We start from the raw sequence: 24730 nt of genomic DNA, 5'->3' as shown, positions 1-24730 counted from the left end.
GCATCACTCCACTCAACACATTTACTGCATCTTAAATCTCTTTTGCTGGCTGCTCTAAGAGTGGCAGGGTGCCGTTACAAGTAATTTGTAGAGCTGGTTTCAGAATTTTTATAGCTAGCACCTGGCGGGAAACGACAGGCATATGACAGGAAGATTAACAGGGTGTGTCATAATCTTTAACAGATATTTTAAGGAAGAGATCTTTTATATAGATCTTCTATATAGATCGTTGGCCTAGATCAAATCCTCACCCCTCTGTTTTTCTCGTCATGAGCACTGAAGCTGTTGATCCTCAATCTCTAGACCGCCATGAGTGTAGAGCATGTGGCTATGTCTACGAACCAGTGAAGGGGGATGACAAGCGTCAAATCCCCCCAGGAACTGCTTTTGAAGAGTTACCTGCTGATTGGCGCTGTCCAGTTTGCGGTGCCAAAGTTACACAGTTTACCAGTGTTGGACCAGCAGGTGCCGCTTCCGGTTTTCGGGAAAACTTAAGCTATGGCCTTGGAGTCAACCAACTCACCCCTGGGCAGAAAAACTTACTAATCTTCGGAGGTTTGGGGCTGGGGTTCTTACTGTTTCTCAGCCTTTACGGTTTGCAGTGAAGGGATGGAGCGCCCTCAGCAACGCGATCGCGGCTCCTTGAGCTCCTTCATTGAAACACCAAACACTATTGATCAAATATTCCAGGTATGGGCTGAAGCGAGATGAACTCGATTGTGAGAACACTGAAACGAATTGTAATGTTGCTAGCCGTAGTCATTCTATGTGCTAGCTGCGCTAACCGATATTTAAGCTCTTTGGATTACAACCCTTGGCAGCTTGTCCAACTGCCAACCGATGCCACGATCGCAGACATTAGCTTCGCGAGCGATCGCAAGCATGGGTGGGTAGTTGGAAGCAACTCTACCCTATTGGAAACTAACGACGGCGGCGAAACGTGGGAACTTCGCAGCCTCAATTTAGGCGATCAGAAGTATCGCTTTGATTCAGTTAGTTTCAATGGCGAAGAGGGATGGATTGCTGGACAACCTGGTCTCTTGCTCCATACCATCGATGGAGGCAAGTCTTGGGGACGAATTCCCCTCAGTGCCAAACTCCCCGGTTCTCCGAATACAGTGTTGGCCCTTGGTCCCCAAACGGCTCAAATGACTACCGATATTGGAGCCATTTATCGCACGACAGATGGCGGTAAAAATTGGAAGGCTGAAGTTCAGGAAGCTGTGGGTGTGGTTCGCAACATTTCTCGCTCTAACGATGGCCAATATGTCGCTGTCTCTGCTAAGGGTAATTTTTACTCTGTTTGGCGACCTGGACAAGAAGCGTGGGAGCCACATAACCGCAATAGTTCTCGTCGAGTCCAAAACATGGGCTTCACGCCAGATGGTCGCTTATGGATGCTAGCGCGGGGTGGCCAAGTTCAATTTAGTGAAGCCAATGACTTCGAATCTTGGCAGACCGCAAACAGCCCAGAATCCGCGACTAGTTGGGGATTTTTGGACCTGGCTTACCGAACTCCGGACGAGCTTTGGGTGAGCGGCGGCAGCGGCAACTTGCTTTGTAGCTTAGATGGCGGCAAAACTTGGCTCAAAGATCGAGATGTAGAAAACATTCCTGGTAATTTCTACAAAGTAGTCTTCCTGAGTCCTGACCAAGGATTTGTCATTGGCCAGAGAGGTACCTTACTCAAGTATCAAGCCTCAGTGAAGTCTGCTTAATCATGAGCTTACTTGACAGTTGTGCAGTCATAAGTAGTCAAAATTAGCTCTTTCAGCAGATGACTTGCTTGTGACTGTTTCTATCGTTCCGTATGATAGTACTTAAGCTTTGTGTTGTTGTCAGAGGAGAAATCTGAATGTCCGGTACTACTGGTGAGCGTCCATTTTCCGACATTATTACTAGCATTCGCTATTGGGTAATTCACAGCATTACAATCCCTGCATTATTTATTGCAGGCTGGCTCTTTGTCAGCACTGGTCTGGCATATGATGTGTTTGGTACTCCTAGACCCAACGAGTACTTCACTCAGACTCGTCAAGAAGTGCCAATTGTGCAAGATCGCTTCGAGTCAAAAGAGCAGATCAATCAATTCCTCAAGTAATTGTTTTCAAACTTTGGTTCTAGATCATGACTACCAATACTCCCAATCAACCCGTTTCTTATCCAATTTTTACAGTTAGATGGCTGGCTGTTCATACCCTAGCCGTGCCAACCATCTTCTTCTTGGGCGCGATCGCATCTATGCAATTTATTCATCGGTAGGAAAAGAAATGGCAGATCGGTCTTCTAATAACCCTAACAAGCAGCCTGTTGAGCTAAACCGTACTTCACTGTACTTGGGACTACTGCTGGTCTTTGTTCTGGGTATTTTGTTCTCCAGTTATTTCTTCAACTAACTGGATGTAAGCTAACTGGCTATTGTTTAATCAGCCAGTTTTATTCAATTTTAATTAGGAGGTAAAAGCTGTGTCTGGAACTGGAAGAATTCCTCTGTGGGTTGTTGCTACTGTTGCAGGTCTAGGTGCCATTGGCATTTTAGGACTTTTCTTTTATGGAGCCTACGCTGGCTTAGGCTCGTCTGTTTGATTCACCCAAAAGCTGGTTTTAACTCAGAATTTTCTATCGTCTCAAATTTTTGACATCTGCTCGTCTAAAACTCAGCGTAAAAAACCACCTACCCTTTAGAAGTAGGTGGTTTTTTGTTATGGAAGTTTTTATGGTTTGGCTACTTTTAATTCAGTACCAAACTAGATACCTGAGGGATCTTCGCGCTCGATATAGATAAACAGAAAAGCCATTGCCACGGCAGGAAAGAGTAAACCTACAGCGGGGACTAGGATTGAGGGCAAAAATGAAGCTGCCATAGAAAAGTTTCCTATCTAAGATTGCACAATTCCAAGACCGAATTTACTGCGAATCGATGGCTAAATTTCTATCTGCTAAAGATTTTTAACAAAAATGTGACTAGCCAAGAGTTAGAGCACAGATCAGCCTAAAGTATTTTGCGTTTCACTATCTTTGGCATCATCCCTTAGTCCCATTCCGGATATGACAATGTAGGGGTATCAGGCGGCACCACCATTCTAGTAGCTACCACTTTGTGGCTCTCCCTTTGCGTTGCCATTTCGATCGCGATCGCTTCAAACTGAATCTCTAAGCTGCCGAAGGGTACGGTCATTTGAGTGGTTGCTTCTAAATCTCCTAGCCCAGTTGGTGTAAAGTCAACCAGCCAACGGGGGCCATCTAGGAGCGATCGGGTTTGGCGATCGTTAACCCAAAGCTTGACATAAATTCGGCAGGGTAAATCTGGCATTCTGACCCGTACAGACACTGGCTTACCAGAAACCAACTCCCCAGTTTGGACTTCCAGTTGAGGGTTAGGGACGATCGCATCTGGATCAAGTAAAGCAGGGCTAAGCACTTCGGGGGTGGGTTCAGCGGGTAGAGGCGATGCTATGACTGGATCATCCTCGACGACAATTTCTTGAGCAACCCACTGATCTTCTGGAGGTCTTGCGGTCGGATGGACAATCATCTCGCTATTTTCAGGTGCCGCCAAGCTGTTAGATAAAAGGCCCAAGTTGTAATCAGTTGCTGAATTATGTGCTAAGTCAGCTTCAAAGAGGGGTTCGGCTAAATCAGCGGCGCTGGATGAATCAGTATCATCCTCCTTCAACCACTCTGATAGGTTTGCATCTGAAGCTAGAGCATTCAACCGAGCCCAGAAACGCTCCTGAAAATTCAAAGATTGAGAGGTAGTCTCTACAGCAGGCTCACTCTCCTCTAGAGTCGTTGCAGTCTCAGCCAACTCGTCATTAGACGAGTCTACTGTCGCTATCGTATCTATCTCTGCGACAGCTAGGTCAACGTCTCCTAAGTCAGAGTCAAGCTCTCCTAAGTCAGAGTCGAGATCGATGAAAGCTAGAGATGGTTCTAGCTGCATGTCTTCCACAATTGTTGCAGAATCATCAATTTCTGAGATGTCTGCTTCTACCACTGCTTCTGCGGGCAGTTCAGCTTGAGCTGGATGCAATCCTCGAATCACCGGCAGGGCTGGAGTCTTAGCAGCTTCCGACTGATGGGAGTGATAAATTTGGGGCGGGAGCGGCGAACCTGTCGAGGGTTGAATGTAGAATGGCGGCTTATCTTGCGATTGCTCTCCAACCTTTAAGAAGGAGAGATTCAAATAAGCCCGCTCTGACGGCTGAGTGTCTGTGGTAGGGTCAGCAGGTTCAGGTTCGGGCTCAGCCTCAGCCTCAGCCTCTGACGTTGCAGGCAAAGGTAAATCCAACAACTGAGCTTCACTCAAGTCGGCAGCGATCGCATCTAGCAACTCGTCTACATCTGCAGTGAGCGTAAAGGACTGGCTGGCGATCGCTGTGTCTATTGATTCTGAGCGGGTCAATTCTGCGCTAGCTGAATCCGGGTCTACGGTCGTGACGGCTGAACGGTAGAAACCAGCTTCTCCGAGCAACAAGCGGGTTCTGCAACTTAAGGGAATTTCGAGTGTGCAGCTGAATGAATAAGGCAACTGTGGGTTGGCGACAGGCTGCCGCACCTCAACCAAGACTTGACCGTTTTGGGGATCGCGCAAGCCAACATATAATTCTCCCTGACCCGAACGAACTTCAGCCGGAAGACTAGCGATCGCTGCTGTAGCAATTTCTGGCTCTCGTAATTCAATTCGACCAGACAACGTAAAGGGCTGTCCCCATGAAGTCATATAGGCAGCTTCAGCCAGTACTAGTTGTAGCGGTAAACTTGCTGAGTCGGCTGGTTCTGGCACTGGATCAGGAGTCGCAGGTATCGCAAAATCCCCTAAAGCGGGGGAATCAGCTTCTGTCTCTGACGGAACCGCGATCGCAGGGGGCTGCTCAGCATCAGGGTTCGCGATCGCGGCACTAACTTGATATTCGTCAGGACTTTCTTCGGGTAAGAGGCTAGCTTCCGCTTCTGAGATGCGCTCAGCAATGTACTGCAACTGTTCTACAGAATATCCAGTGGCCTCAGTCAGGTGGTGCGTACTATTTACAATCTCTGATGTAACAGACACTGGCGCTGCTTCTGGCGTTGCTTCTACAGTAGGTCCAAATTGGGCAGCAACTTCCGGTTCTACCGTGAGCGCATCTGGTTCTGGCTCGGCTTCGGGCTGATGCTGACTTGGCTCTTGATCCAGCTCAGCAACTGTCGCTGTAGTAACTGCTGAGTTTGATTGCGAGGAGGATTCTGTCGTTTCTTCATCCTGCATTTCCCACTCAGGGTCCCAATCCGTCTCAGACTCAAACTCCTGAGGTAATACTTGTAGGCAGACGATATGTTGCCAGCTTTGGCCCATAAAGTCTGACATCAGATCGCCCACGCAACGAATTTCCCATAATCCGGGTTTCATCCGGGTAAAGGGAAAAACCACCATCAACCCGTCTTTATTGGTGCGGCCAAATCGTTTTTGTGCCCGTCGCTTAGGCGATACTTCGTCGTCAATTTGATGTGTAATTCGGATTTCGACGCTTGTATTAGAGCGGCTAGAGCGGGCAACCACTCGATAGCGTCCCTCTAAAATTTCCACATCGGGGGACTCTAGAGGTAGCCAGGAGCGATCGCCCTCTTTCTGTAGTAGAAATTCCCAGTATTCCATCTCAACCCTCGGCAAGGGGATGCCCACCGCACGTTACTTAAGGTGGTGAATTAGTTTGGCGGCAAAAAAGACTGCTGGGTTAAATTAGCAGTCCTAGTCGCGACAGGATCGCTCCAGAAGCAATCTAGACGTTTCTGATCGCATCGTTGAACTTTGGTTTTAAGTCTATCCCACTCCCGATCATTCCGCTTGGTCTCATGGCATTTTTCTTAACTGAAACTCACCATTCCACAGACTTCTCTTCAGACTCCGCAGATTCTGGTTGGGGCGAAGTTGATTCTGGCAGTTCTCGCCTTGGCGGATAGTTATGATTGTTTGCTTGTAACCGAGTTTCTTCTTGAAGGCGCTCGCTTTCTAAGTTAGATGGACGCTCTTCTAATGGCGAAGCTGGCCGACTCACTTCTCCAATTTCGCTAAGAGCATCAGATGTAGACCGAGCATTATAGCTAGCGCTCTGCACGTCCAGGGGCGATCGCGAAGGAGGAGGCAAACGCCCCATGGAGCGACGACCACCAGCGACACTAGTAGGGGTTCGACTAAACGTGCGCCATGCCGCTTTCATGCCTGCAAAAACGCTACGAGTAGTAGTCTGAGCTTTTTGGACTTGCTTCCGAGCACCATCAAAACTCTGGTCTACTTGTTTGACGACTTGACCCGCACTCTTCACGCCTTCGCTCATGTCATCTGTCAGATCACTAATCTCTAACCCAGTCAAGCGAATCGATTCTAGAGTGGGAGGCAATTCCCGCGAGAGGGTGTCAAATAGTTTTTCAGCACTGCGAGCCGCCCTCGCTAATTCTTGAAGTGCTGGTATGGCTACAACTAAGACTGCTGCGAGACTCACAGCCACCAGTAGAATTGAAAGTCCTAGCCAAAAAATGGGATCAATCACTGAACTCTGCCTACTCTACAAGTTAGTGAATTTTATCGAACGCATCATGTTTAGGTAGATCGGATTCAGCCGCTTCCGAAGCTGGCACTTGCTCTAATACCTGTTGCTCCCGCTGAGTTGCTTCGATTCCAGAGGCGATCGCTTCCTTCAGGCGTCCTAGGGTTTCATCCCAACTCCGCAGAGCTGACTCTGATAGGCGATCAGCTTGGAGCTGGACACTAGTAGACAAATCCTCTGCGAGTTCTGGTAAAGCATCCGCAGATTTCTTTAAGAGCTGCCGTGTCTCCCGTCCTGGCCGAGGAGCAATCAATAAACCGGTCACTGTTCCAACAGCAGCTCCTAACAGTAGACCTCCAATGAATGATCCGGAACGGTTATTCGACATTGTTGGGCTTCTACCTTTCAATAACTAGCGGATTAATCTAACTGAATTTGATGCCACCTAGCTTGTGATCAGGTGGAACCGCCCCGATTTTACCGGATTGGCTCTCTAGAAGCTGCATCTTGCTTAGCACTCTTTGGGCGCTTAGACGCTTAAATCAGCGTTCTATGGTTCACTACACATTAATCTATCTCATGGTCTAGCTATCAGCTAAAAACGCTTTTTCGCCGTTCTTGGTCGCTGCGATCGCCTGACCTGCTGCCGCCAAACACCCTGACCCAAACTTATCAGACCTAAAACTTGCTGCACTTTCTGCAATTGCAATTCTAATTTTTGGTACTGTTGTCGCAACTGGTTCACACCTCGCTGCCCTTGCAAAATTCCAGTAGGAGCACCATATAAAACGCTATGGGTACTACGCTCAGAAGCTGTTAGAGCATTAGCTACTTGGGCCAAGGTGCGACGCAATTTCCAAATCTGCCACGCTGCATAGAAGCAAAAGCAGCTAATCAGGAGATTAATTACTACTACGGTGATCACCATCGCCACACCTCCTAACCCGCGATGCCTCAATCGTTACATAGTTCTTGCCGCTGTAACATCTGCTAGCGAGACTAGTCGCCCGACTTACACCAGAACTTAATACAGCATGGTAGAGCTGCGAAATTAAAAATCCGGAGAGCCAGGAGTTGCGATAGCCTGCCCTATAGAAAATAGAATCTACTGTGCAGATTCTGAAGGCTTTTCAGGGCTGACATCCACAACTACTTCAGTGGTGTGAGTTGGCTGGGCAGTAACAGAGGTATCCGGTTGAACTGAGACAACAACTTCAGGCTCAGCGCGATCGCTAGCATTGGCTTTTGCTTGCTCCGCTAAAGCTTGAGTTTTGTCTTTGACTTGTTCGCCTAACAGTTGCGCTCGGTCTTTAAGAGTCTCTTTGAGTGTTTGGCTTTTCTCTTGGGCTTGCTCCGCTAGGGTTTGAGTTGTGTCTTTAAGCTGTTCACCCACCGTTTGCGCTTGTTCTTTTGCCTGAACACTCAGAGTTTGTAGTTGTTCTTTAGCTTGGCTAGTAATGGCTTGAATCCCTCCTAACCAAGACTTCACATCTTGCTTCGTTTGTGCGTAATCTGACTGTAAAAAGCTACTAACCTTAGCAACTTTATGTCTAAGACCCTCGGTGTAGATAGAAATCTCTTGAGCCGCATTATTGGAGATCATCACCCGCTTGCTGCCCAAGCCCAAAATCATGGATGGCTGTAACAGGTAGCTGCCATCTGTCAGGCTACTCCAGCCCCGTGCCACAAACAGATATTGAGTAATTTCGCCAGTCGTAGGGTCAAATAAATAGTCTGTTAGCTTGCCAATTCTACTACCAGCATCGCTCCAGACTTCTCGGCCAATCAAGGAATCAATCGGTTTAATGTCCTCAGGATTGACGCTGGTGTGACTAGAATTAACGACAATGCTATCTGTGCCAAAGGCCTCAATTTGCACCAGGGTAAACATTTGTTTCTTACCCTTCAAAAACCCGGTCGTGCAGATAATGCCCATGACTCGATGCAATTCTGGCACCATCCAAATTTGATCGACTCGACCCAGTTCTTCTGCGGTCTCTCGATCGAGTACCAAACGGTTGAGAAGCTCGCCTTGTCGGGCGATCGCTTGTGGAGAAGCCATAAAGACCTCAAAAATAGATGCGCTTTCCCAGCAGTATAGCTTCTGGATTCAGAAACTTTTAAGAATCGCTACAAAGCCCAGCAGCCAAGCCTTTAGATGTTGGCTAGAGGACTTAAAGAGCTGTGGGGTATCAGCCACTCTCTATCAAGATGAAAAACTGCCCCTAAAATCGACTTGCACACCTTGTAGCTCTCTAGTACGTCATCAAAGTTTTGGGGTTCTAACCCTGATCAACAAAATTAACGTGACGCAATACATAGGTAAGTGCTCTTAAAGATTGCGGATAGGTGCAAAGTCATGGTTCAATCGGCTTCCGGCTCGATCTTGTATGTCAATCCTACGGCAGGTAATGATGCTGCCAATGGCAGTCAAGCTACTCCCTTCAAAACCCTAAAGCGAGCCTTACAGCAAGCCCGTGGTGGAACTACTATTCAGTTAGCAGCAGGCACCTACAATGCTGCTAGTGGAGAAGTGTTCCCGCTCGTGATTCCTGCAGGTGTGGCACTTGTAGGCAATGAAAGCAATAAAGGTAGTGGCGTTTTGGTTGAAGGCAGCGGCGAATATATCAGCCCTACCTTTGCGCGGCAAAACATTACCCTACGGCTCGAGAACACAGCCCAACTGCGGGGTGTCACCGTTACCAACCGAGCCCAACGCGGCACTGCCGTTTGGGTAGAGTCTACAGCTCCCACAGTTGCTAACAGTACGTTTACTAACTGTGCTCGCGAAGGCATTTTCGCCACCGGGACAGCGAATCCCGTCATTATAGACAACGTGTTTTTTCAAAATGCCGCCAGTGGCATCTCGCTGGTGCGGAACGCAAAAGGTGAAATCCGTCGTAATGTTTGTCAGAAGACAGGCTACGGCATTGCCATTGGAGATAACGCTGCTCCTCTAGTTGTTGATAACAGAATTTTTGAAAATCGTTCTGGGGTCGTACTGTCTGGTCAAGCCAATCCTGTACTTCGCAGTAACGTCTTGGAGAAGAACACCAGCGACGGCCTGGTTATTACGAATACTTCGTTGCCAGATTTAGGTAAAAGCCAAGATCCAGGGGGCAACATCTTTAGAGACAACGGTTCGTTTGACTTACACAATGCCACCAAAACTACTCTGATTTCTGTTGGCAATCAATTAAACCCCACCCGCGTTCAAGGTCTGATCAACTTTGTGGCCAGCGAGGTTCCCACTCCCACGCCTACGCCAGTTCCAACTCCGACACCAACACCTATTCCTGTTCCGACCCCCACTCCCACGCCTACGCCAGTTCCAACTCCAACGCCTATTCCCGTTCCCACACCCACTCCCACGCCAACCCCAGTTCCGACACCCACTCCGACGCCGACACCAACTCCGAATCCCGTTGGCTTGACTGACATTACAGGTCATTGGGCCGAAGGGTTTATTCGAGGGTTAGTCAGTCGTGGCATCATTAGCGGCTTCCCCGATGGTACCTTCAAGCCTGGAGCCAGCATTACCAGAGCCCAATATGCTGCGGCGATCGCTAAAGCGTTTAATCTACCCAACAAAAAAGAAGCGACTGATTTTGCGGACGTTCCGGCTGATTTCTGGGCCAAGGCAGCAATTCAGAAAGCAGCTCAAATGGGATTTGTCTCTGGTTTTCCAGACAACACCTTCCGACCTGATCAAAACTTGACGCGAGTTCAGGCGATCGTGTCTTTGGTCAGCGGTTTAGGGTTTACAGGTGGTAACACCAATATCTTGCTGGTCTATAGCGATCGCGCCCAAATTCCTAGTTATGCGACCGATGAAGTGGCTACAGCAACTCAGCGCCGCATGGTGGTAAATCAACCGCAGGTGAATCAACTAGAGCCAATGCGAGACATCAACCGAGCGGAAGTCGCAGCCTTGCTCTACCAAGCTTTGGTGGCTCGTGGTGAAGCCCCAGCGATCGCCTCTAACTTAATTGTCAACCCAGATCAAGCCACCCCCTCCTTCACCGATATTCAAGGTCACTGGGCAGCAGATTTTATTCGCGCTCTAGGCGGTCAAGGACTCATTAGCGGCTTTGAAGATGGTTCCTTTAAACCAGACGCGAAGATGAATCGGGCGCAATATGCGGCTCTACTCGTCAAAGCCTTAAATCCGCCTGCCGTCCGAGCCGCTACTAGCTTTAGCGATGTGGCCGCAGATTTTTGGGCTGCTAATGCAATTCAGCAAGCTTACCGGGGTGGGTTTCTTTCTGGGTTCCCAGATAATACCTTCCGCCCGAATGAGAACGTGCTGCGCGTTCAGGTGCTCGTTTCCTTGGTCAACGGCTTGAACTTGGGAAGTGGTGATGAAGCTGGGTTGGGGATCTATAGCGATCAAAGTTCAATTCCACCTTTCGCCCGTGGTGCTGTTGCCACAGCCACAAAACGCCGGATGGTAGTGAACTTCCCCACTGTAGGACAGCTAAACCCTAACCGGGAGACGACTCGTGCTGAAGTAACCGCTATGGTTTATCAAGCCTTGGTCAATGCTGGGCGATCGCCTGCAATTAGCTCTCCATACATCGTTTCCGCTTAGGTCATCCCTGTAATGTTGTGTTGGCTAGGCTCCACCTATCCAGCACAACTGGCCCGATCTTGGGTTTCCTTCGCATATCCCTTGGCCTCTAGCCACTTCCCTCTATCTCTGCTTCCTCAACCACCAACGAGTTTTGATTTAAGGCAACTGATCTATATGATTAAGAATAGTTAACTGTCCATTTAAGATTTAATTCTAAAGACATGGCTGAAATTCAATTTTCCAGAGGTATTACCGAAGATGCAGTGCCTGAAGTCCGTGTAACTCGTTCTCGCGACGGCAGTAATGGTACGGCGACGTTTTACTTTGAGCGACCTAAGGCTTTAAGCTCCACCAGCACTGAAACAATCACAGGTATGTACTTGATTGATGAAGAAGGTGAAATCTCTACACGTGAAGTAAAAGCAAAGTTTGTCAATGGTCAACCAGAAGCACTGGAAGCCTTCTACTATATAAAGTCCGTGGCAGAGTGGGAGCGCTTCATGCGGTTTATGGAACGCTATTCAGAAGAGCACGATCTTGGGTTCAGTAAGTCTTAATTGCCTTCTCTCATCCTCTAAAAAGCAGCCCATAGCCTGCCCTCATTCCTGCGTCGTCCATTGAAGATTTTGCAGCGGGCATAAGGATTGAGGGCATTTAGATCCTGGCGAAGTGGAGAACGAACTTCATGCCTCACCAGCCTCATCCTGATTCAGCGAACTTTGTTGTTAGTTGTGCGGTGATTACCGTGAGTGATACGCGATCGCTCGCAGACGATCGCAGTGGTCAGGCAATCCAGCAGTTGCTTCTAGCCGCAGGACATCGAGTTGTTGAGTACAGGATTATTAAAGATGAGCCTGGGCAAATTCAAGCGCAAATCCAAGCTTTCAGCCAACAACCAGAGCTCGATGTAGTAATTTGCAACGGCGGCACCGGAATTGCTCCCAGGGACACCACCTATGACGCAATTGAGCAACTCTTAGAAAAGATGTTACCTGGCTTTGGCGAGTTATTTCGCTGGTTGAGCTATCAAGAAATTGGCTCACGGGCGATCGCTTCTAGAGCCGTAGCAGGCGTTTACCAGAGCAAGCTGATCTTTTCCGTTCCAGGTTCCACTAATGCGGTTACGCTCGCTATGCAAAAGCTGATTCTGCCCGAACTGGTACATCTAGTGAGCCAGCTACGATTACAGCCTTAAAGAACCAACGCAACAACTAAGCGCTCCCCTAGAGAAGCGCTTAACTTTTAGACCTTTAAACCTGGGAGTTAGACAAGTTATTGCACATTAGAGCGACAAGTCAGCCCTGGAATCAGACAATTATTGCGGCTCTGACGTTGAGCGGCAGTTGGTTGTTTGACCTTCGCGAACTCTGCTTCTAGCACATTCAAGGCTCGCAGATACTGAGGATCATCTTTAGTGCCGATTAGCTTCGGGTTAGAAGCTAACTTCTGACGTTGGGAATCACTTAAGTCAATCTTGATGTCAGGAGTAATTCCCTTCTGGCTAATGTCAGTGCCATCCGGGGTGTAGTAATGGGCAATTGTGACAGCCAGCCCAGAACCATCAGACAGAGAATGGACCGACTGAACTAGAGCTTTACCAAAGGTTTGACTACCCACAACAGTCGCACGCCCATTATCCTTCAGCGCCCCTGTTAAAATTTCACTGGAGCTAGCAGAATTACCATCCACCAAAACTGCGAGAGGTAGTTTGGTCAAGGCAGTACGATTGGCGGCTAATTGCTCGTTCTCACCTTTGCGATTGACGGTACGGACAATCGAGCCAGAGTCCATCCACATGCGAGAAATGTCAATGCTCGCTTGCAACAAACCACCAGGGTTACTCCGCAAGTCGAGGACAAAGGCATCTACCTTTTGGCCCGTCAAGTCCTGAATCGCTCGCCGCATTTGCTGGGGAGCATGAGCACTAAATTCATTTAAACGAATGTAGCCAATCCGCTTCTGGCCTTCTTGCCGCAAGCTATAACGTACGGTCGGCAGTTCAATCCGAGCCCGCTGTAAAGGTATATCAAAGGCAGACTTTGTATCTCGGTCAATTCGTAGAGTGACTTTCGTGCCAACATCACCTCGAATCAGATTAGAGGCATCTTCTACGGTCATGCCTTTCGTCAGCTTGCCATTAATCGCCAAAATGCGATCGCCCGCCTGAATTCCCGCTTTTAGAGCCGGAGAGTTTTCAATCGGTTCTACTACGGTCAGAATTTTAGTTTTCTCGTTGAGTTCCAACCGAATCCCAACACCTGAAAGCTCCCCAGAAGTTTGGCTATTTAGCGCTTGGTACTGCTTCGGATCCATGAAGCGGGTGTAAGGATCTTCGAGCTGCTCTAAGGATTTACGTAGAGCTGTATAAGCTTCTTCCCGGGAATTATAGTTCTTACCTAGCAAGCTCTGGCGGACTGCCTGCCAATCTTTTTGGTTGAAAGTGCCATCCACATACTCGCTATTCACAATCTGCCAAGCTTCATCCAAAATCGTTTTGGGGCTATCTTGCAGAGCCGCCCGCACGGAGCGACTAAGACCAGGACCAAACAAAGTGAGGGTAGCGGCAGTAGCGATCGCCCCGCCACAAAGAGCAACTTGGAGCAGATGGAAATGTCTGGGGGACTGATTCATTGGAAGTTGGCTCAAATCGTTTAACTATCAGTGGCTCAGCAGTAAGGCTCTATATTCAGTAGCCCTAAGAAACAGAAGCGAAAATGCACCACAGTAAATGAGTTTTAAGGGGCTTGCGACGTCCCTAGCTCCAGCAACAACTCCTCATGCACGAAACTGTCAAAAGGTCGGATCACCCCTAAGACAATTAGCTTCAACATACCCAAACTACCGAGTTAAACTACGCTGAACATGTGACAGTTTAACCAGTGTCCACGCTCATCAAGGGGTCATTAAACTAAAGCTGACTAGGGGATGAAGCAATCGTAACGCATAGCAACTAAATCAAGTAGAAGAGGCAGAATACCTAAGAATCATAATAGTGTTGCCCGCCAGGATAGCATGAGGTGCAAGTTTTAAGAGTCAGTAAAGTTGCGGTGAATTGTTCGACTATAAAGGTGCAACTTTAAGGCATGAGATGCAAATTTGATTCACTAAGGTTTTTTGCTAGACATGAAGCCGAAAAGCAAGCGTCGTAGAACTTCATACCACCAAGCTTGGCCCTACAAGCTCTGGGATCACCCCCTTAAAATTGGACTTTGGAGCCTCGGCTTACTGCTTGGCAGTTGGCTGTTAATTAACACGATAGCGTTGCGATCGGCAGCCTTGGGCCCAGTTAATGCTTTTTTCGTTTTAGGGGGTAGTATCCGTCGAGAAATTTATGTAACTGAACTTGCTAAACAACATCCTGAAACTCCTATCCTGATTTCTCAGGGTTCACAAGATCCTTGCATCTGGCTCATTTTTCAACGCTCCGAGGCTCCCATCAGGCAAGTTTGGCTAGAAAAGTGCGCTGATTCCACTTTCGATAACTTCTACTTCAATATTCCGTTGTTGCGGCAGTGGCAAGTCCACAAAGTTAAGCTGATCACCTCGGGGACTCATCTCCCTAGAGCTAAATGGATGGCACAGATTTTGCTAGGAGCACATGGTATTTGGGTAGAACCAGATATTGTTAAAGAAGAAGGCGTTCCTGGTAATCGTGAGTCCTGGCTCAAAACTGGGTTAGATGTAGCGCGGAGTGTAGTCTGGGCCATAGTCAGCCAAGTTTATACGCCTAAGTGCGCTGATATGATTCCGCTGAGCGATGTCAACATTCAGGAGTGGCAACAGCAAGGATTTAAGTGTGAATATCAAGGTAAGGTCCAGTAGAGCTTTTAGCAAGATTTCAGGACACAAAGGCTAAAGCCTAGAACTACTCAGTTAGCTGTGGCTGAGGTGAGCGATGAGCTTGTAGCAAGATCGTTTGATGAGCTACGGCTTGGAGCGTTGAGAGTGGCACCTGATAGAAGTATTGGCGGCGAAACTGCTCTTCTTGAACCACGCCTAGGAATTGCTGGACTACTTCTGTTAATTGCATCTCGACAGAGGTAAGGTCCGCTTTCGCTTGATACTCCACTCGAAATCCTCGATCTGCATGAGTGATAGCAAAACCTAAAAGGTGCAGGGCTTGAAAGCCTAGTTGTAATGGGCGATCGCCGATCCCCAACTTTTCATGGAACTGGCTTAGAGTGGCAGAACCACCCGTACGGCCGAGATATTTAGCAATGCCGATTAACTGCTGCCAAATCTGAGTCGGGGCAACTAGGCTAGGGGATGGATAAGCGATCGCCAACCGTTGCCCTTCTTGCACTGCTCGACGAAACCAAGCTTGCAACTCTGCCCAATTAGTTGGGCATTGAGTCATGAGCAACACATCTGTATCTGGTGTAGTGGGCTTAAGATCCTCTCGCCAGTCCACCAGCCAATCTGCGGGCTGTGGAATTTGGCTCAGCAATGCTGCGTTGCTGGCAGGCAACACCTCTAACAAACGGACTTCATAGTGTGGGGTCTGTCCACGTCGTCGGTTTTCGTAGGTATTGAAGTCTAGCTCTACAACAACGTCACAGCGCCCGGAAGGAAGTTCTTCTTTGTAGTGCCCCCACCAAACTCCTGGAAAACCAATGGAAGTAGAGTCATCGCGTAGCACAAACTCTGTTTTAATGTACTGGACTTTCCTACCTTGCCAGTCTTGGCTGTTGCGGTGCCAAGCCCGCTCAAACCAACAATTTCGCATCATGAGTTTAGGAACAGGATTACCCATCCCACAAGGTTCCAGCAGCTTAAGTTCGCGGAATAAAGTCTTGCCTAACTCTGCCACTGTAACCACGAGGTCTGCTTGATTGGCAGAAGCTGGAGAAGTAATGCCACAGTTTTGCTGGCGTAGTTGACGATTGACAGCTTCAGTAAACAGAGGCAGGTTAGCCACTGGCAGGCTCAACCCTGCCGCAAAGGGATGCCCCCCAAAGCTATGGAGTAAGTGAGCTTGCTCTTGTACTAGTTGGTAGAGATCAATTTGATTTACCGATCGCGCCGATCCTCTAGCCAAGGACAAAGACTGCGATCGCCCCTCAGATCTTGAGTTGGGTGTTACCAAATCAAGATCTGGCGAATCAGCATTGAGCAGAATTGTAGGACGACCGTATTCTTGAGCGATTTGCCCAGCGACTAGGCCCAAAATTCCAACGGGCCATTGAGTATCGACTGAGACGATCACGCTCGTTGTTGACAGGTCCAACTGAGATAATTTGTCTTTGACTTGGTAAGTAACTTCCCGCTGTAGAGCTTTGCGCCGCATATTGGCTAGCTCGGTTTCCTCAGCCAACTGCTGACAACGCTGCTCGTCCCGACTAGTGAGCAATTCTACACAAAAATGGGCATCTCCTTGAATCCGGCTAACGGCATTGATGCGAGGACCAAGCCCAAAGGAGATATCAGTGGGGCGATCGCCACTTTTCTTACACAGCTCTAGTAAACGCGCGATTCCAGGCCGAGCAGGTTTCACTCCAGCCTCATGGTTGATCAGGTGCTGCTGTAGCTGCTCAATGCCTTGCTGAGCGAGGTAACGGCAATCTCCGGTGAGTTGAACTAAATCAGCAATTAAGCCAATCGCCACCAAATCTAGTAGATGCGTCAGTGGTTGCTGCGGTACCTCTGGCCAGGTTTGGTAGAGGGCTTCCACCAACTTATAGGCGACAGCCACACCGGAGAGATGGGCCAAAGGATGAGTTGGCAGCAAATAGCGCGGATTGATGAGCGCTGTGACGGTGGGGCGCTCAGATGGCAAGGTGTGATGATCGGTAACGATCACATCCATACCTAAGCTTTGGGCATACCGAATTTCTGCCAGATTGGTGCTGCCCGTATCGCAGGTGACAACCAACTGACATCCTTGTGCTGCTAGGCGATCGAGCCCTGAGTAAGAGAGACCATGAGATTCAATCAGGCGGTTGGGGATGTAGTAAATCAGGCGATCGCCCTGACTAAAAAACTGACCTAAGCCATCCCAAAGTACGGCTGTGGCTGTAATGCCATCGGCGTCAAAGTCACCCCAAATAGCAACAACTTCATCTTGATTGCGAGCTTGCTGTAAGCGCCCGACTGCCCATTGCATCTCCTGCCCAAACTCAAACGGACTCGTCGGTTGGTAAAACTGTGGGTGCAAAAAGCCAGCAAGTTTCTCTGGATCTCGAATTCCTCGTTGCCACAATAACTGAGCTGCATAGTGCCCAGGCAACCCTACAGCCTGCTGTTGTACAGCCTGCACAAACCAAGCGGGTGTCTCAGCCATAGCTTGACTAGCACCTACTGAGGATATTTGCATGGGCTGTGCTTGCTGCTCCAGCATTTAAGTAATTAAGCCGTTGAGTCAATTGCGCAGAGTGACTGCCACAACAGATTATCTGATCGCTTTCATACCATCCAACTGCTTAGCAAATAAGTCAACAAAGATACTCATCACTGTGCGTTGGCGGATCTTGATATTAGTGCTGACAGACATACCTGACTGTAATGCCACTTCTCGCCCTCGGACTCGCAGCGTTTGCTCATCTAGAGTGATCTTGGCAGGGAAGCTATAGTACTGCCGAATTTCGTCGGGGGGTAGGGCATCAGAGCCAACCGAGGTTAGCTTACCTTTAATATCCCCAAATTCACTAAAGGGGAAAGAATCAATTCTGACATCTACATCCATGCCTTCTCTAATAAAGCCAATATCACGGTTCGTGATATACACTTTGGCTACTAGATGGTCAGTAGGGACAATCTTGAGCACAGGTTCGCTAGGGTTAGCTACAAAGCCAGGACCGCCCGCTTTGACATCAAAAACAAGGCCGTCTGTCGGAGCCTTAATGTCCTGATACTTCAACGTCAGTTGGGCTTGACTGAGTTGGCTATTGATTTCGTCAATTCGTTTTTCGTTTTCAACGATCGCCTTGGTCAATTGGCTGTCAATTTCCGCAATGCGTTGCTCGTTATTCGCCATCAGAGTCAAAACATCTTTTTGCGTCTGAGAGACAGTGTTTTGCAGTTGTTGTTGAGCTTGAGCGATCGCAAACTGTAACCGTTGTTGTTCTTGGCCCAAACGCTCAACTTCAGCTTGACCTGAGCGAACTTCTTGTTCTTGCTTCAGGTATTGAATTTTGGCAATCCCGCCTTCTTCATATAACGGTCGAATGCCATCCAGAATTCGCTGGTTCACCCCTAAACTATCTCTGGCGTTGGCTAAAGACACTTGGTTTTGACTGTACTGCCGCTCTAACTGTTTAGTTTCTAACTGGGCGGCGGCGGCGCGTGAGTTAAATTCATCTCGACTGGACTGCAAGCGAGCCAATTGCTCAACTGAGAAGTTGCCTCCTTGGGCAGCCCCCGGAAGCTGAGCGCGATACAGTTGATTTTCTGCCAAGAGATTGACGCGGCTCTTAGTCAGAGAGGCAATCTCTGCGGGTAGTTTCAGCGCGATCGCGGCTTGATCCGTAGTAGCGGGAGACGCTAAGCCAGCCAGCTGAGACCGATAAAACTGATTTTCCTGCATCAAGGCTATGCGAATATTCAGTAGTGATTTCTCTTGGGCCTTCGCTGCGGTGGGGTCAAAACTGAGAAGCGTTTGCCCTTGCTTAACGCGATCGCCTTCCTTGACATAAATTTCTTTGACTACCCCTGCAACCGGAGCTTGTACTTCTTTTACAGCACCTTGAGGCTCTAGCTTGCCCTGAGAGCTCACCGCCTCCTCAATCTTGGCTACACAAGCCCAAATGATTGAAGCTGTGGTGACAGCGACGATACTCCAAACAATGGCTCGTGACCAAGTGGCAGGTTGCTGAAGCACAACGGGTTGGTCAAAAGTCGTTGATTTCGCTGAATAAGAAGCTACTTCTGGGGTGGGAGGTAGCTGTTGATTCAACTTGGCTCCATTTTGCTGGTTAATCGTCATAAACCTAGTGAGTGATAGGGAAGGTGGCGCAATTCAAGGGCGGTAGCAAAGGGGGATTTGCCAGCACCAGCAACATAGCAATCAGACTTCGCTTAAAACTTTTAGAACTTAGTCCTGTCGTTAGCGTGCCCTTTAGCCTGCCAAGATTTGCAAAAACTGAAAATCAATTGCTGCAATATTGACCTTTAGAGGGTAGTCTTCTCTTCTCTTTTAGCAATTTCGCTTCACTTCAGGAAATAGCCTACTGAGAAAGTTTGATGAAACTTTACGGCTACGCCTTAACCGTTACGTGATTAAAAAAGAGAGGTAGCGATCGCCGCCCCTCCACTCTTTAGCTTCAAGCTCTCTTCTAAAAACAACTGCCTACATTTGCGACTCTTGTTGTTGATAGAGACAGTAGTAACGGCCTTTGATGTCCATGAGTTCTTCGTGAGTTCCTGTCTCGACAACCGAACCCCGATCCATCATCAAAATCATGTCTGCATTCTTAATTGTGCTGAGGCGGTGCGTGATGAAGAAAACAGTGCGATCGTGGAACGCATCAGCTAGGTTCAAGCAGACTTGTCGTTCAGTGTCATAGTCCAAGGCACTGGTCGCTTCATCCAAAATCAGGAGCCGAGGATTTTGCAGCACTGTCCGAGCGATCGCCACCCGCTGTCGTTGGCCACCCGAAAGTGCTGATCCCCGCTCACCTACACGAGTGTTATAGCCATTCGGCAACGTCATGATAAAGTCATGGGCCGCTGCCACTTTAGCCGCAGCGATAATCTCTTCAGAAGTGGCATCTGGCTGAGTTAGAGCAATGTTTTCCTGCACAGTGCCATCAAACAGAAGTGGTTCCTGCGGCACAATCCCCACCTGTCGCCGCAGGGAATATAGCTCCACCTTGTTGATATCGTAATTATCAATCAAGATACGCCCAGAATCGGGTTCATAGAGACGCGGCAGCAACTTCATTAAAGTACTCTTACCCGAACCACTCTGCCCCACCACACCCACAAAAATCCCTGCAGGAAATTCGATGCTGATGTGATTAAGTTGAGGCGGACTATTCTTGTTAAAACTGAAGACAATATCGTCGTACGTGACAGCCCCCTGGATCGTAGGCATTGGGATGTTCTGCCGATCTAGCTCATCTGCCTCTTGCGGCGTGTCAATAATATCGCTCAGACGCTCTAGCGAGAGAGCTGTTTCCTGGAAGTTTTGCCACAGCTGGGTTAAGCGTAGCAAAGGTGTGGTGACGTAGCCTGCAATAATGCGGAAAGCAAACAACTGGCCCAAGGTTAATTGGCCCGCAATCACGAGGTAAGCCCCTACCCAGAGAACCAACAGACCAGAAATTTTGTTGAGTAGGTTACTGGTCGCTCCAGCCGTTGTAGAAGTCAAGACCGTTTGAAACCCAGCACTTACATAGCGAGCATAGCGTTCTTGCCATTGCCAGCGCGATCGCAACTCAATGTTCTGAGCCTTGACCGTCTGAATTCCAGACATCACTTCCACTAAGTAGGACTGAGTTTCAGCGTTACGCTCTGCTTTAGCCCGCAACTGTCGCCGAATAATTGGAGAAACTAAAGCCGTAAGAATGGCAAATAGAGGAATTGTAGCTAGCGCGACGATTGTCAGCAGCCAACTATAGATAAACATAACCACGATATAGATGACCGAAAATACGGCATCCAGCACCACGGTTAGCGCCGTTCCAGTTAAAAATTGACGAATATTTTCTAGCTCATTAATACGGCTAGAGAGTTCCCCCACGGGACGCTTCTCAAAATACTTCAGCGGCAACCGAAGCAGGTGGTCAATAATCTCTGAACCCAAAGCCATGTCGATCCGGTTGGTGGTATCGACAAACAAATAGGTTCGCAAGCTCATTAACAGTGACTCAAAGAACGCCATCAGAATCAAGAAGATGCCGAGGACGTTTAAGGTATCCAAACTATTTTGGACCAACACCCGGTCAATGATGATTTGTAGCATCAAGGGGTTGGCTAAGCTAAATAGCTGGACAAAGAAGGAAGCAATCAGAACTTCGATTAAAACCTTGCGATACCGAATCAGCGATGGCAAAAACCAACCGAGACCAAATCGCTGCTTGGGCGTTTGTTTGGTCGGCTTTAGCAGTAAAACCTGACCCTCTTGTCCCCAGGCTTCTGCAAAGTCCGCTGGTTTCAGTCGCCGAATTCCTGTTTCTGGAACCGCCAGCACGATCGCTTTATCACTAATTTCATAGAGCACCGCACAGCTATCTTGCCAACGAATCAAGGCGGGGGCTGGCAGACGGCTCACAGTCGCAGCAGGCACATTAACTAGTTGTGCATTCAGCCCCATCAGTTCTGCGATCGCACCACAGACCTGTAAAGACATACTGCCCGAGCGATCCATTTGGTTCGTCAGAACTCGTTGCACCACGTCTCGACGGAAGGGTAATCCCAGATGCTGCGCCAACATCTGAAAACAAGCCAGAGTTGCATTGAGCGGTCCTCGCGCTCGAATGTAGGGATACTTCTGTTTTCCCTTAGCCTGTTGTGTAAGCGCGGCAGTCGAATCTCCCGGCACCCTTTCCGGTGCATATGGAATATCTACCTCTCCCGTATCCAGTTCAACCTCACCCTCTGAGAGGGGTAGTAGTTCAGCTGCATCAGTGAGTACCAAGGCTGAGCCATTGGTTTCTGGGTTCACCTCTCCCAGAACCGCAGCAGGAAACCCAACCAAGCGAGCCGCAGTCGGTCCCTCAACACTAATAAATGATTGAGCACCAGATCCATCTAGGCGGCTAGCCACAGGATAGGTGGTCACGGTGCCGCCGCCACTGACCAACCAAATGAAGCTAGAGTCGAGTTGGCTGAGCTGCGTCCTACCTTTAGGCAAGTTCATGACTACAGCGTCTGGCCACACCTGCTGAGTAAAATCTTTGAGATTAGTAATTTTATTAATAGGTTGACGCTGTAGCTCTGCTCCGAGCAAATCGAAGCCTTCTACCAACGCACAACGTTGACGAAACGCAGCCGCAAACCCTGCTTCTTGCTCAAGCAGTTCCAGAAATTCAGTGGTTGCAAGCGTAATACAAACCACTTCATTAGAAGCGATCGCCGTCTCACAAGGCATTCCGCGCAGGAGTCCTGCCCAACCTAAAACTTCCCCTGAATTTAACAACTTCAATGTACTGGGAAGTTGGGTGCGTGGGTCGTACCCCAAGTAGCGAGCTTGCCCTTCATACAGAATCGAAATCTGAATGGGCATTTTCTCTCGCACCAGGATAGCTTGCCCCATCCGATAGCGCAGCAACTGAAATCGTGGCAGCAACCTCGTAATCGTAGCGGGAGGTAGTTGACTAAAGCCAGGTACAGTAGCTAAAAAATCTTGAATTGTGTTTGTAGTGTAAGTCATTAGGAAGCAGAAGTAGCAACAGTGCCCAAGGTGTTAGCAGAGTTAATTTGATTGAGCTGCTCTTGCAGCCAATTATTAAAAAGTTCGTTTAGTAGTCGTTGGCGCATGGGTTCATCTAGCTGCGCCGGAATAAATTTTTCTAGCCGCACAATGACTACCCATTCTCCAAGCTGAGTGGGTGGCCATAACTGTCCAGGCTGACTCATTGCTAGCACTTTTGCTAACTGGGGATGAGGAGTACTCAACTCCACTGGACCAATCAACCCCCCTGTCTGAGCTTCAGGGCCTTGAGAATATTCTCTAGCTAAATCTGCGAAAGATTGCTCACCCTCTTGAACACGAAAGTAAAGTTCTTGGGCGATACCAACATCTTGGGTGCGAATAAGGGAGTAGATCACTTTGTCCATCTGCCCTTTTCTCTGGAGGAAGTAAGATTCTAGCTTGATTCCCCAAGTTGCCTGCTTAAATTTTTCAATTCTCAACCCGCGCTCAGTTCTAGCCTCAAACTCTTCTGAAGTTATTTGGCGCTGCGACAGCCAAGCTTGCTGAACCGCTTCGGAGCCCAGCTGATTTTGAGCATAAAACTGCTGACAAGCCTGAGCTGTTTCCTCGGAAGTACAAGTATACGGAGTAATGACCTGATCGAGCAGCAACTCCCGTAGTAGTTGAGGTAATAGCTGGTACCGAGCCAGCAAAGGCAGTATTTCTGCGGCCGTAATGGCACGCTCCCCAACTTGTAGAATTACGGTCATATCGGCTTTCAGAGGGCTTTCCAAAACAAAATTTCTTTGTAAAGACATTAAGTAGCGGGGGCTAGAAAGCAATAGTCATCACTCGCAACTATGGAATATCAGTGAGGAGACATCATAGCTTTACTAAACAAGATACCCAGTGCAGTGGCAGTTCTCCCTAAAATATCCCCAGCGATCAACCGATTTCCAAAACTACTAACCGAAATTAATCAGCAATCGCGGTTAATCACCCTAACAGCTTTACAAGTAGATTTACGTACTCAGATTACCTAAATTTCAGTCTGGAACGACCTATACAAGGATGAAATTTGCATATTTTTCACAAATCGGCTTTATTGGCTTATTCAATCTCTCCTGCATAGCAAGCTGTCTGTGAGTGCGATCGCCACAACAATCTGTTTTGCTTGAAAAAATAGGAGAAGCAGTTAGCTAAGATGCCACTCCTCCTCCTACATTCAGGTTACAGAATTCAAGAATTTTAGGGTCTCTGTCTAACTAATCCCGAAAAATGAAACGTCAGGCAGATTAATGATTTGAAGGGATGGACTGTTTATCAAAGTTGCCAGCAACTCGTTTGTAGCTGCGACCCGAATCAAAGTGTTGCTCCCTAACTGAGTCATAGTGACTCCTTCAGAAGTCAAACCACCACCAAACTGAATTAAGTCAACCCCCGCCACAAAGTCAGCGATCGTATCTGAACCCTCGCCAGGAGTCAGCACAAAAGTATCTTTGCCTTCTCCACCATAGAGAGCGTCTTCACCGCTGCCGCCATTGAGTACATCATCCCCCATTCCGCCTAAAAGCTGATCATTACCAGCACCACCAAATAACTCGTTATTACTAGTACTACCTATCAGTTGGTCGTTTTCGGCACCGCCACTAATCATACCGACGGCAAGACTGGCTTGAGCATCACGCACTGTATAGATAAAACTACTAGTATCTAAAAAGTTGGGTTTAGCAGGGTGCACCAACGTTCCACCGTCGTTGTTTAGGGGCATGCTATTGTTTGCAGAATTCAAGTTACTAATCACCACCGGCAAGCCATCAACGACACTCGCCAAAGAGTTGGTAGGAATAGCAGCATCTTCACTCAGAGTCGGAATATTAGTATTTTTGATCGACATACGAGTTATCGGCGCAGAATAAAACGTATAGGTACTGTATCCAGTTTTCGCTCAATATGTATCTCTATTTCGTTCTAACTAACTTAGTCGATGATTTACAAGTAACTCTAAGAGCCGCAAGCTCTAACAATGATTAAAGCTACCCCTAAGAATCAGATTAGCACCCTAATATAGGTACAAAATACTCTTTACAGTAATGGCTTACGGCAAGAGTAAGCTTATAGAAATCAGCCAGCATACCAAAACAGCAAACTTAATTAAGATTTTTGCCAGAATTGTTGCTATAAGCAAAGCTCCTCTTGTGGTGTATCCAAAGAGGAGTTTTACTCTATTATTGCCCTGGCATCGAGCTATTGTCCCGTGGGGCTGCCCCCAAAGTATCGTCGCCGCTACAGCGTTTCACCTCTGAGTTCGGGATGGGTCAGTGTGGTTCCACCGCGCCA

At 48.3% G+C, this 24730-nt stretch carries 22 protein-coding genes and 1 rRNA gene; 10 read left to right on the top strand and 13 right to left on the bottom strand.

Features of this window, described 5'->3' with window-relative positions; genetic code table 11:
* Positions 1-269 precede the first annotated feature (269 nt).
* The 6 genes from NDA01_RS08600 (at position 270) to NDA01_RS08575 (ending at position 2586) form a co-directional block, all read left to right on the top strand.
* The gene (locus NDA01_RS08600; protein ID WP_190436126.1) at positions 270-605 is read left to right on the top strand and encodes a rubredoxin; all 336 of its coding nucleotides are present in this window, start codon (positions 270-272) and stop codon (positions 603-605) included.
* 114 nt (positions 606-719) lie between these two features.
* Positions 720-1718 carry a photosynthesis system II assembly factor Ycf48 gene (locus NDA01_RS08595; RefSeq protein ID WP_431193349.1) on the top strand — a complete coding sequence of 333 codons (999 nt, stop codon included), beginning with the start codon at positions 720-722 and terminating at the stop codon, positions 1716-1718.
* A gap of 137 nt (positions 1719-1855) precedes the next feature.
* Entirely contained in the window at positions 1856-2101 is a 246-nt protein-coding gene (gene psbE / locus NDA01_RS08590) for a cytochrome b559 subunit alpha (protein WP_190436132.1), read from the top strand.
* Between the two features lie 26 nt (positions 2102-2127).
* Positions 2128-2262, top strand: coding sequence for a cytochrome b559 subunit beta (gene psbF / locus NDA01_RS08585; RefSeq protein WP_190436135.1), 135 nt, complete (start codon positions 2128-2130; stop codon positions 2260-2262).
* Between the two features lie 8 nt (positions 2263-2270).
* Positions 2271-2396, top strand: coding sequence for a photosystem II reaction center protein PsbL (gene psbL / locus NDA01_RS08580; protein ID WP_190436139.1), 126 nt, complete (start codon positions 2271-2273; stop codon positions 2394-2396).
* Positions 2397-2466: 70 nt separating this feature from the next.
* Positions 2467-2586: a photosystem II reaction center protein J gene (locus NDA01_RS08575; RefSeq protein WP_190436142.1), complete on the top strand. Its 120-nt coding sequence runs from the start codon at positions 2467-2469 to the stop codon at positions 2584-2586.
* A gap of 161 nt (positions 2587-2747) precedes the next feature.
* Here NDA01_RS08575 and psaI read toward each other — a convergent pair whose 3' ends face one another.
* The 6 genes from psaI to NDA01_RS08545 form a co-directional block, all read right to left on the bottom strand.
* Complete coding sequence (gene psaI / locus NDA01_RS08570; RefSeq protein ID WP_190436145.1) at positions 2748-2864, bottom strand: photosystem I reaction center subunit VIII; 117 nt, start codon at positions 2862-2864, stop codon at positions 2748-2750.
* Between the two features lie 167 nt (positions 2865-3031).
* A complete protein-coding gene (locus tag NDA01_RS08565) occupies positions 3032-5635 on the bottom strand; it encodes a hypothetical protein (protein ID WP_348227618.1) in 2604 nt (867 codons plus the stop codon).
* A 220-nt stretch (positions 5636-5855) separates the two neighbouring features.
* Complete coding sequence (locus NDA01_RS08560; RefSeq protein WP_348227617.1) at positions 5856-6527, bottom strand: DUF948 domain-containing protein; 672 nt, start codon at positions 6525-6527, stop codon at positions 5856-5858.
* A gap of 22 nt (positions 6528-6549) precedes the next feature.
* The gene (locus NDA01_RS08555) at positions 6550-6912 is read right to left on the bottom strand and encodes a YtxH domain-containing protein (protein WP_190436148.1); all 363 of its coding nucleotides are present in this window, start codon (positions 6910-6912) and stop codon (positions 6550-6552) included.
* Between the two features lie 207 nt (positions 6913-7119).
* Positions 7120-7452, bottom strand: a complete 333-nt coding sequence (locus NDA01_RS08550) for a hypothetical protein (RefSeq protein ID WP_348227616.1) — start codon at positions 7450-7452, stop codon at positions 7120-7122.
* A 177-nt stretch (positions 7453-7629) separates the two neighbouring features.
* Positions 7630-8586 carry a PRC-barrel domain-containing protein gene (locus tag NDA01_RS08545; RefSeq protein ID WP_348227615.1) on the bottom strand — a complete coding sequence of 319 codons (957 nt, stop codon included), beginning with the start codon at positions 8584-8586 and terminating at the stop codon, positions 7630-7632.
* A 297-nt stretch (positions 8587-8883) separates the two neighbouring features.
* Here NDA01_RS08545 and NDA01_RS08540 point away from each other — a divergent pair, with 297 nt between their 5' ends.
* From NDA01_RS08540 to NDA01_RS08530, 3 genes are all read left to right on the top strand, one after another.
* The gene (locus NDA01_RS08540; RefSeq protein ID WP_348227614.1) at positions 8884-11115 is read left to right on the top strand and encodes an S-layer homology domain-containing protein; all 2232 of its coding nucleotides are present in this window, start codon (positions 8884-8886) and stop codon (positions 11113-11115) included.
* A 203-nt stretch (positions 11116-11318) separates the two neighbouring features.
* Positions 11319-11654 (top strand): photosystem II reaction center protein Psb28, encoded by a 336-nt coding sequence (gene psb28 / locus NDA01_RS08535; RefSeq protein ID WP_190436159.1) that lies wholly within the window; start codon positions 11319-11321, stop codon positions 11652-11654.
* 128 nt (positions 11655-11782) lie between these two features.
* Positions 11783-12292 (top strand): MogA/MoaB family molybdenum cofactor biosynthesis protein, encoded by a 510-nt coding sequence (locus NDA01_RS08530; RefSeq protein ID WP_348227613.1) that lies wholly within the window; start codon positions 11783-11785, stop codon positions 12290-12292.
* Between the two features lie 77 nt (positions 12293-12369).
* On the opposite strand, the gene ctpB is transcribed toward NDA01_RS08530, so the two are convergent.
* On the bottom strand, positions 12370-13728 hold the full coding sequence (gene ctpB, locus NDA01_RS08525; RefSeq protein ID WP_348227612.1) for a carboxyl-terminal processing protease CtpB: 1359 nt from the start codon (positions 13726-13728) through the stop codon (positions 12370-12372).
* A gap of 492 nt (positions 13729-14220) precedes the next feature.
* Here ctpB and NDA01_RS08520 point away from each other — a divergent pair, with 492 nt between their 5' ends.
* Positions 14221-14919, top strand: a complete 699-nt coding sequence (locus tag NDA01_RS08520; RefSeq protein ID WP_348227611.1) for a YdcF family protein — start codon at positions 14221-14223, stop codon at positions 14917-14919.
* Positions 14920-14962: 43 nt separating this feature from the next.
* Here the strand turns inward: NDA01_RS08520 and recJ are convergent, their stop codons facing one another.
* The 6 genes from recJ to rrf all read right to left on the bottom strand — a co-directional run.
* Positions 14963-17410: a single-stranded-DNA-specific exonuclease RecJ gene (gene recJ, locus NDA01_RS08515; protein ID WP_348227610.1), complete on the bottom strand. Its 2448-nt coding sequence runs from the start codon at positions 17408-17410 to the stop codon at positions 14963-14965.
* A gap of 75 nt (positions 17411-17485) precedes the next feature.
* On the bottom strand, positions 17486-19018 hold the full coding sequence (locus tag NDA01_RS08510; RefSeq protein ID WP_348227609.1) for a beta-barrel domain-containing protein: 1533 nt from the start codon (positions 19016-19018) through the stop codon (positions 17486-17488).
* A gap of 363 nt (positions 19019-19381) precedes the next feature.
* Positions 19382-22408 (bottom strand): type I secretion system permease/ATPase, encoded by a 3027-nt coding sequence (locus NDA01_RS08505; protein WP_348227608.1) that lies wholly within the window; start codon positions 22406-22408, stop codon positions 19382-19384.
* Positions 22408-23160, bottom strand: a complete 753-nt coding sequence (locus tag NDA01_RS08500) for a peptidylprolyl isomerase (RefSeq protein WP_348227607.1) — start codon at positions 23158-23160, stop codon at positions 22408-22410. Before NDA01_RS08500 ends, NDA01_RS08505 begins: the two co-directional genes overlap by 1 nt.
* A gap of 491 nt (positions 23161-23651) precedes the next feature.
* Complete coding sequence (locus tag NDA01_RS08495; protein WP_348227606.1) at positions 23652-24287, bottom strand: calcium-binding protein; 636 nt, start codon at positions 24285-24287, stop codon at positions 23652-23654.
* A gap of 337 nt (positions 24288-24624) precedes the next feature.
* Positions 24625-24730: ribosomal RNA gene (gene rrf, locus NDA01_RS31865) — 5S ribosomal RNA — on the bottom strand; the annotation flags it as partial.

This window comes from Trichocoleus desertorum AS-A10 (assembly GCF_039962155.1).
Taxonomy (GTDB): Bacteria; Cyanobacteriota; Cyanobacteriia; order FACHB-46; family FACHB-46; genus Trichocoleus.
The sequence above is the reverse complement of the archived record's forward strand: the minus strand, read 5'-3'. Positions and strand labels throughout refer to the sequence as shown.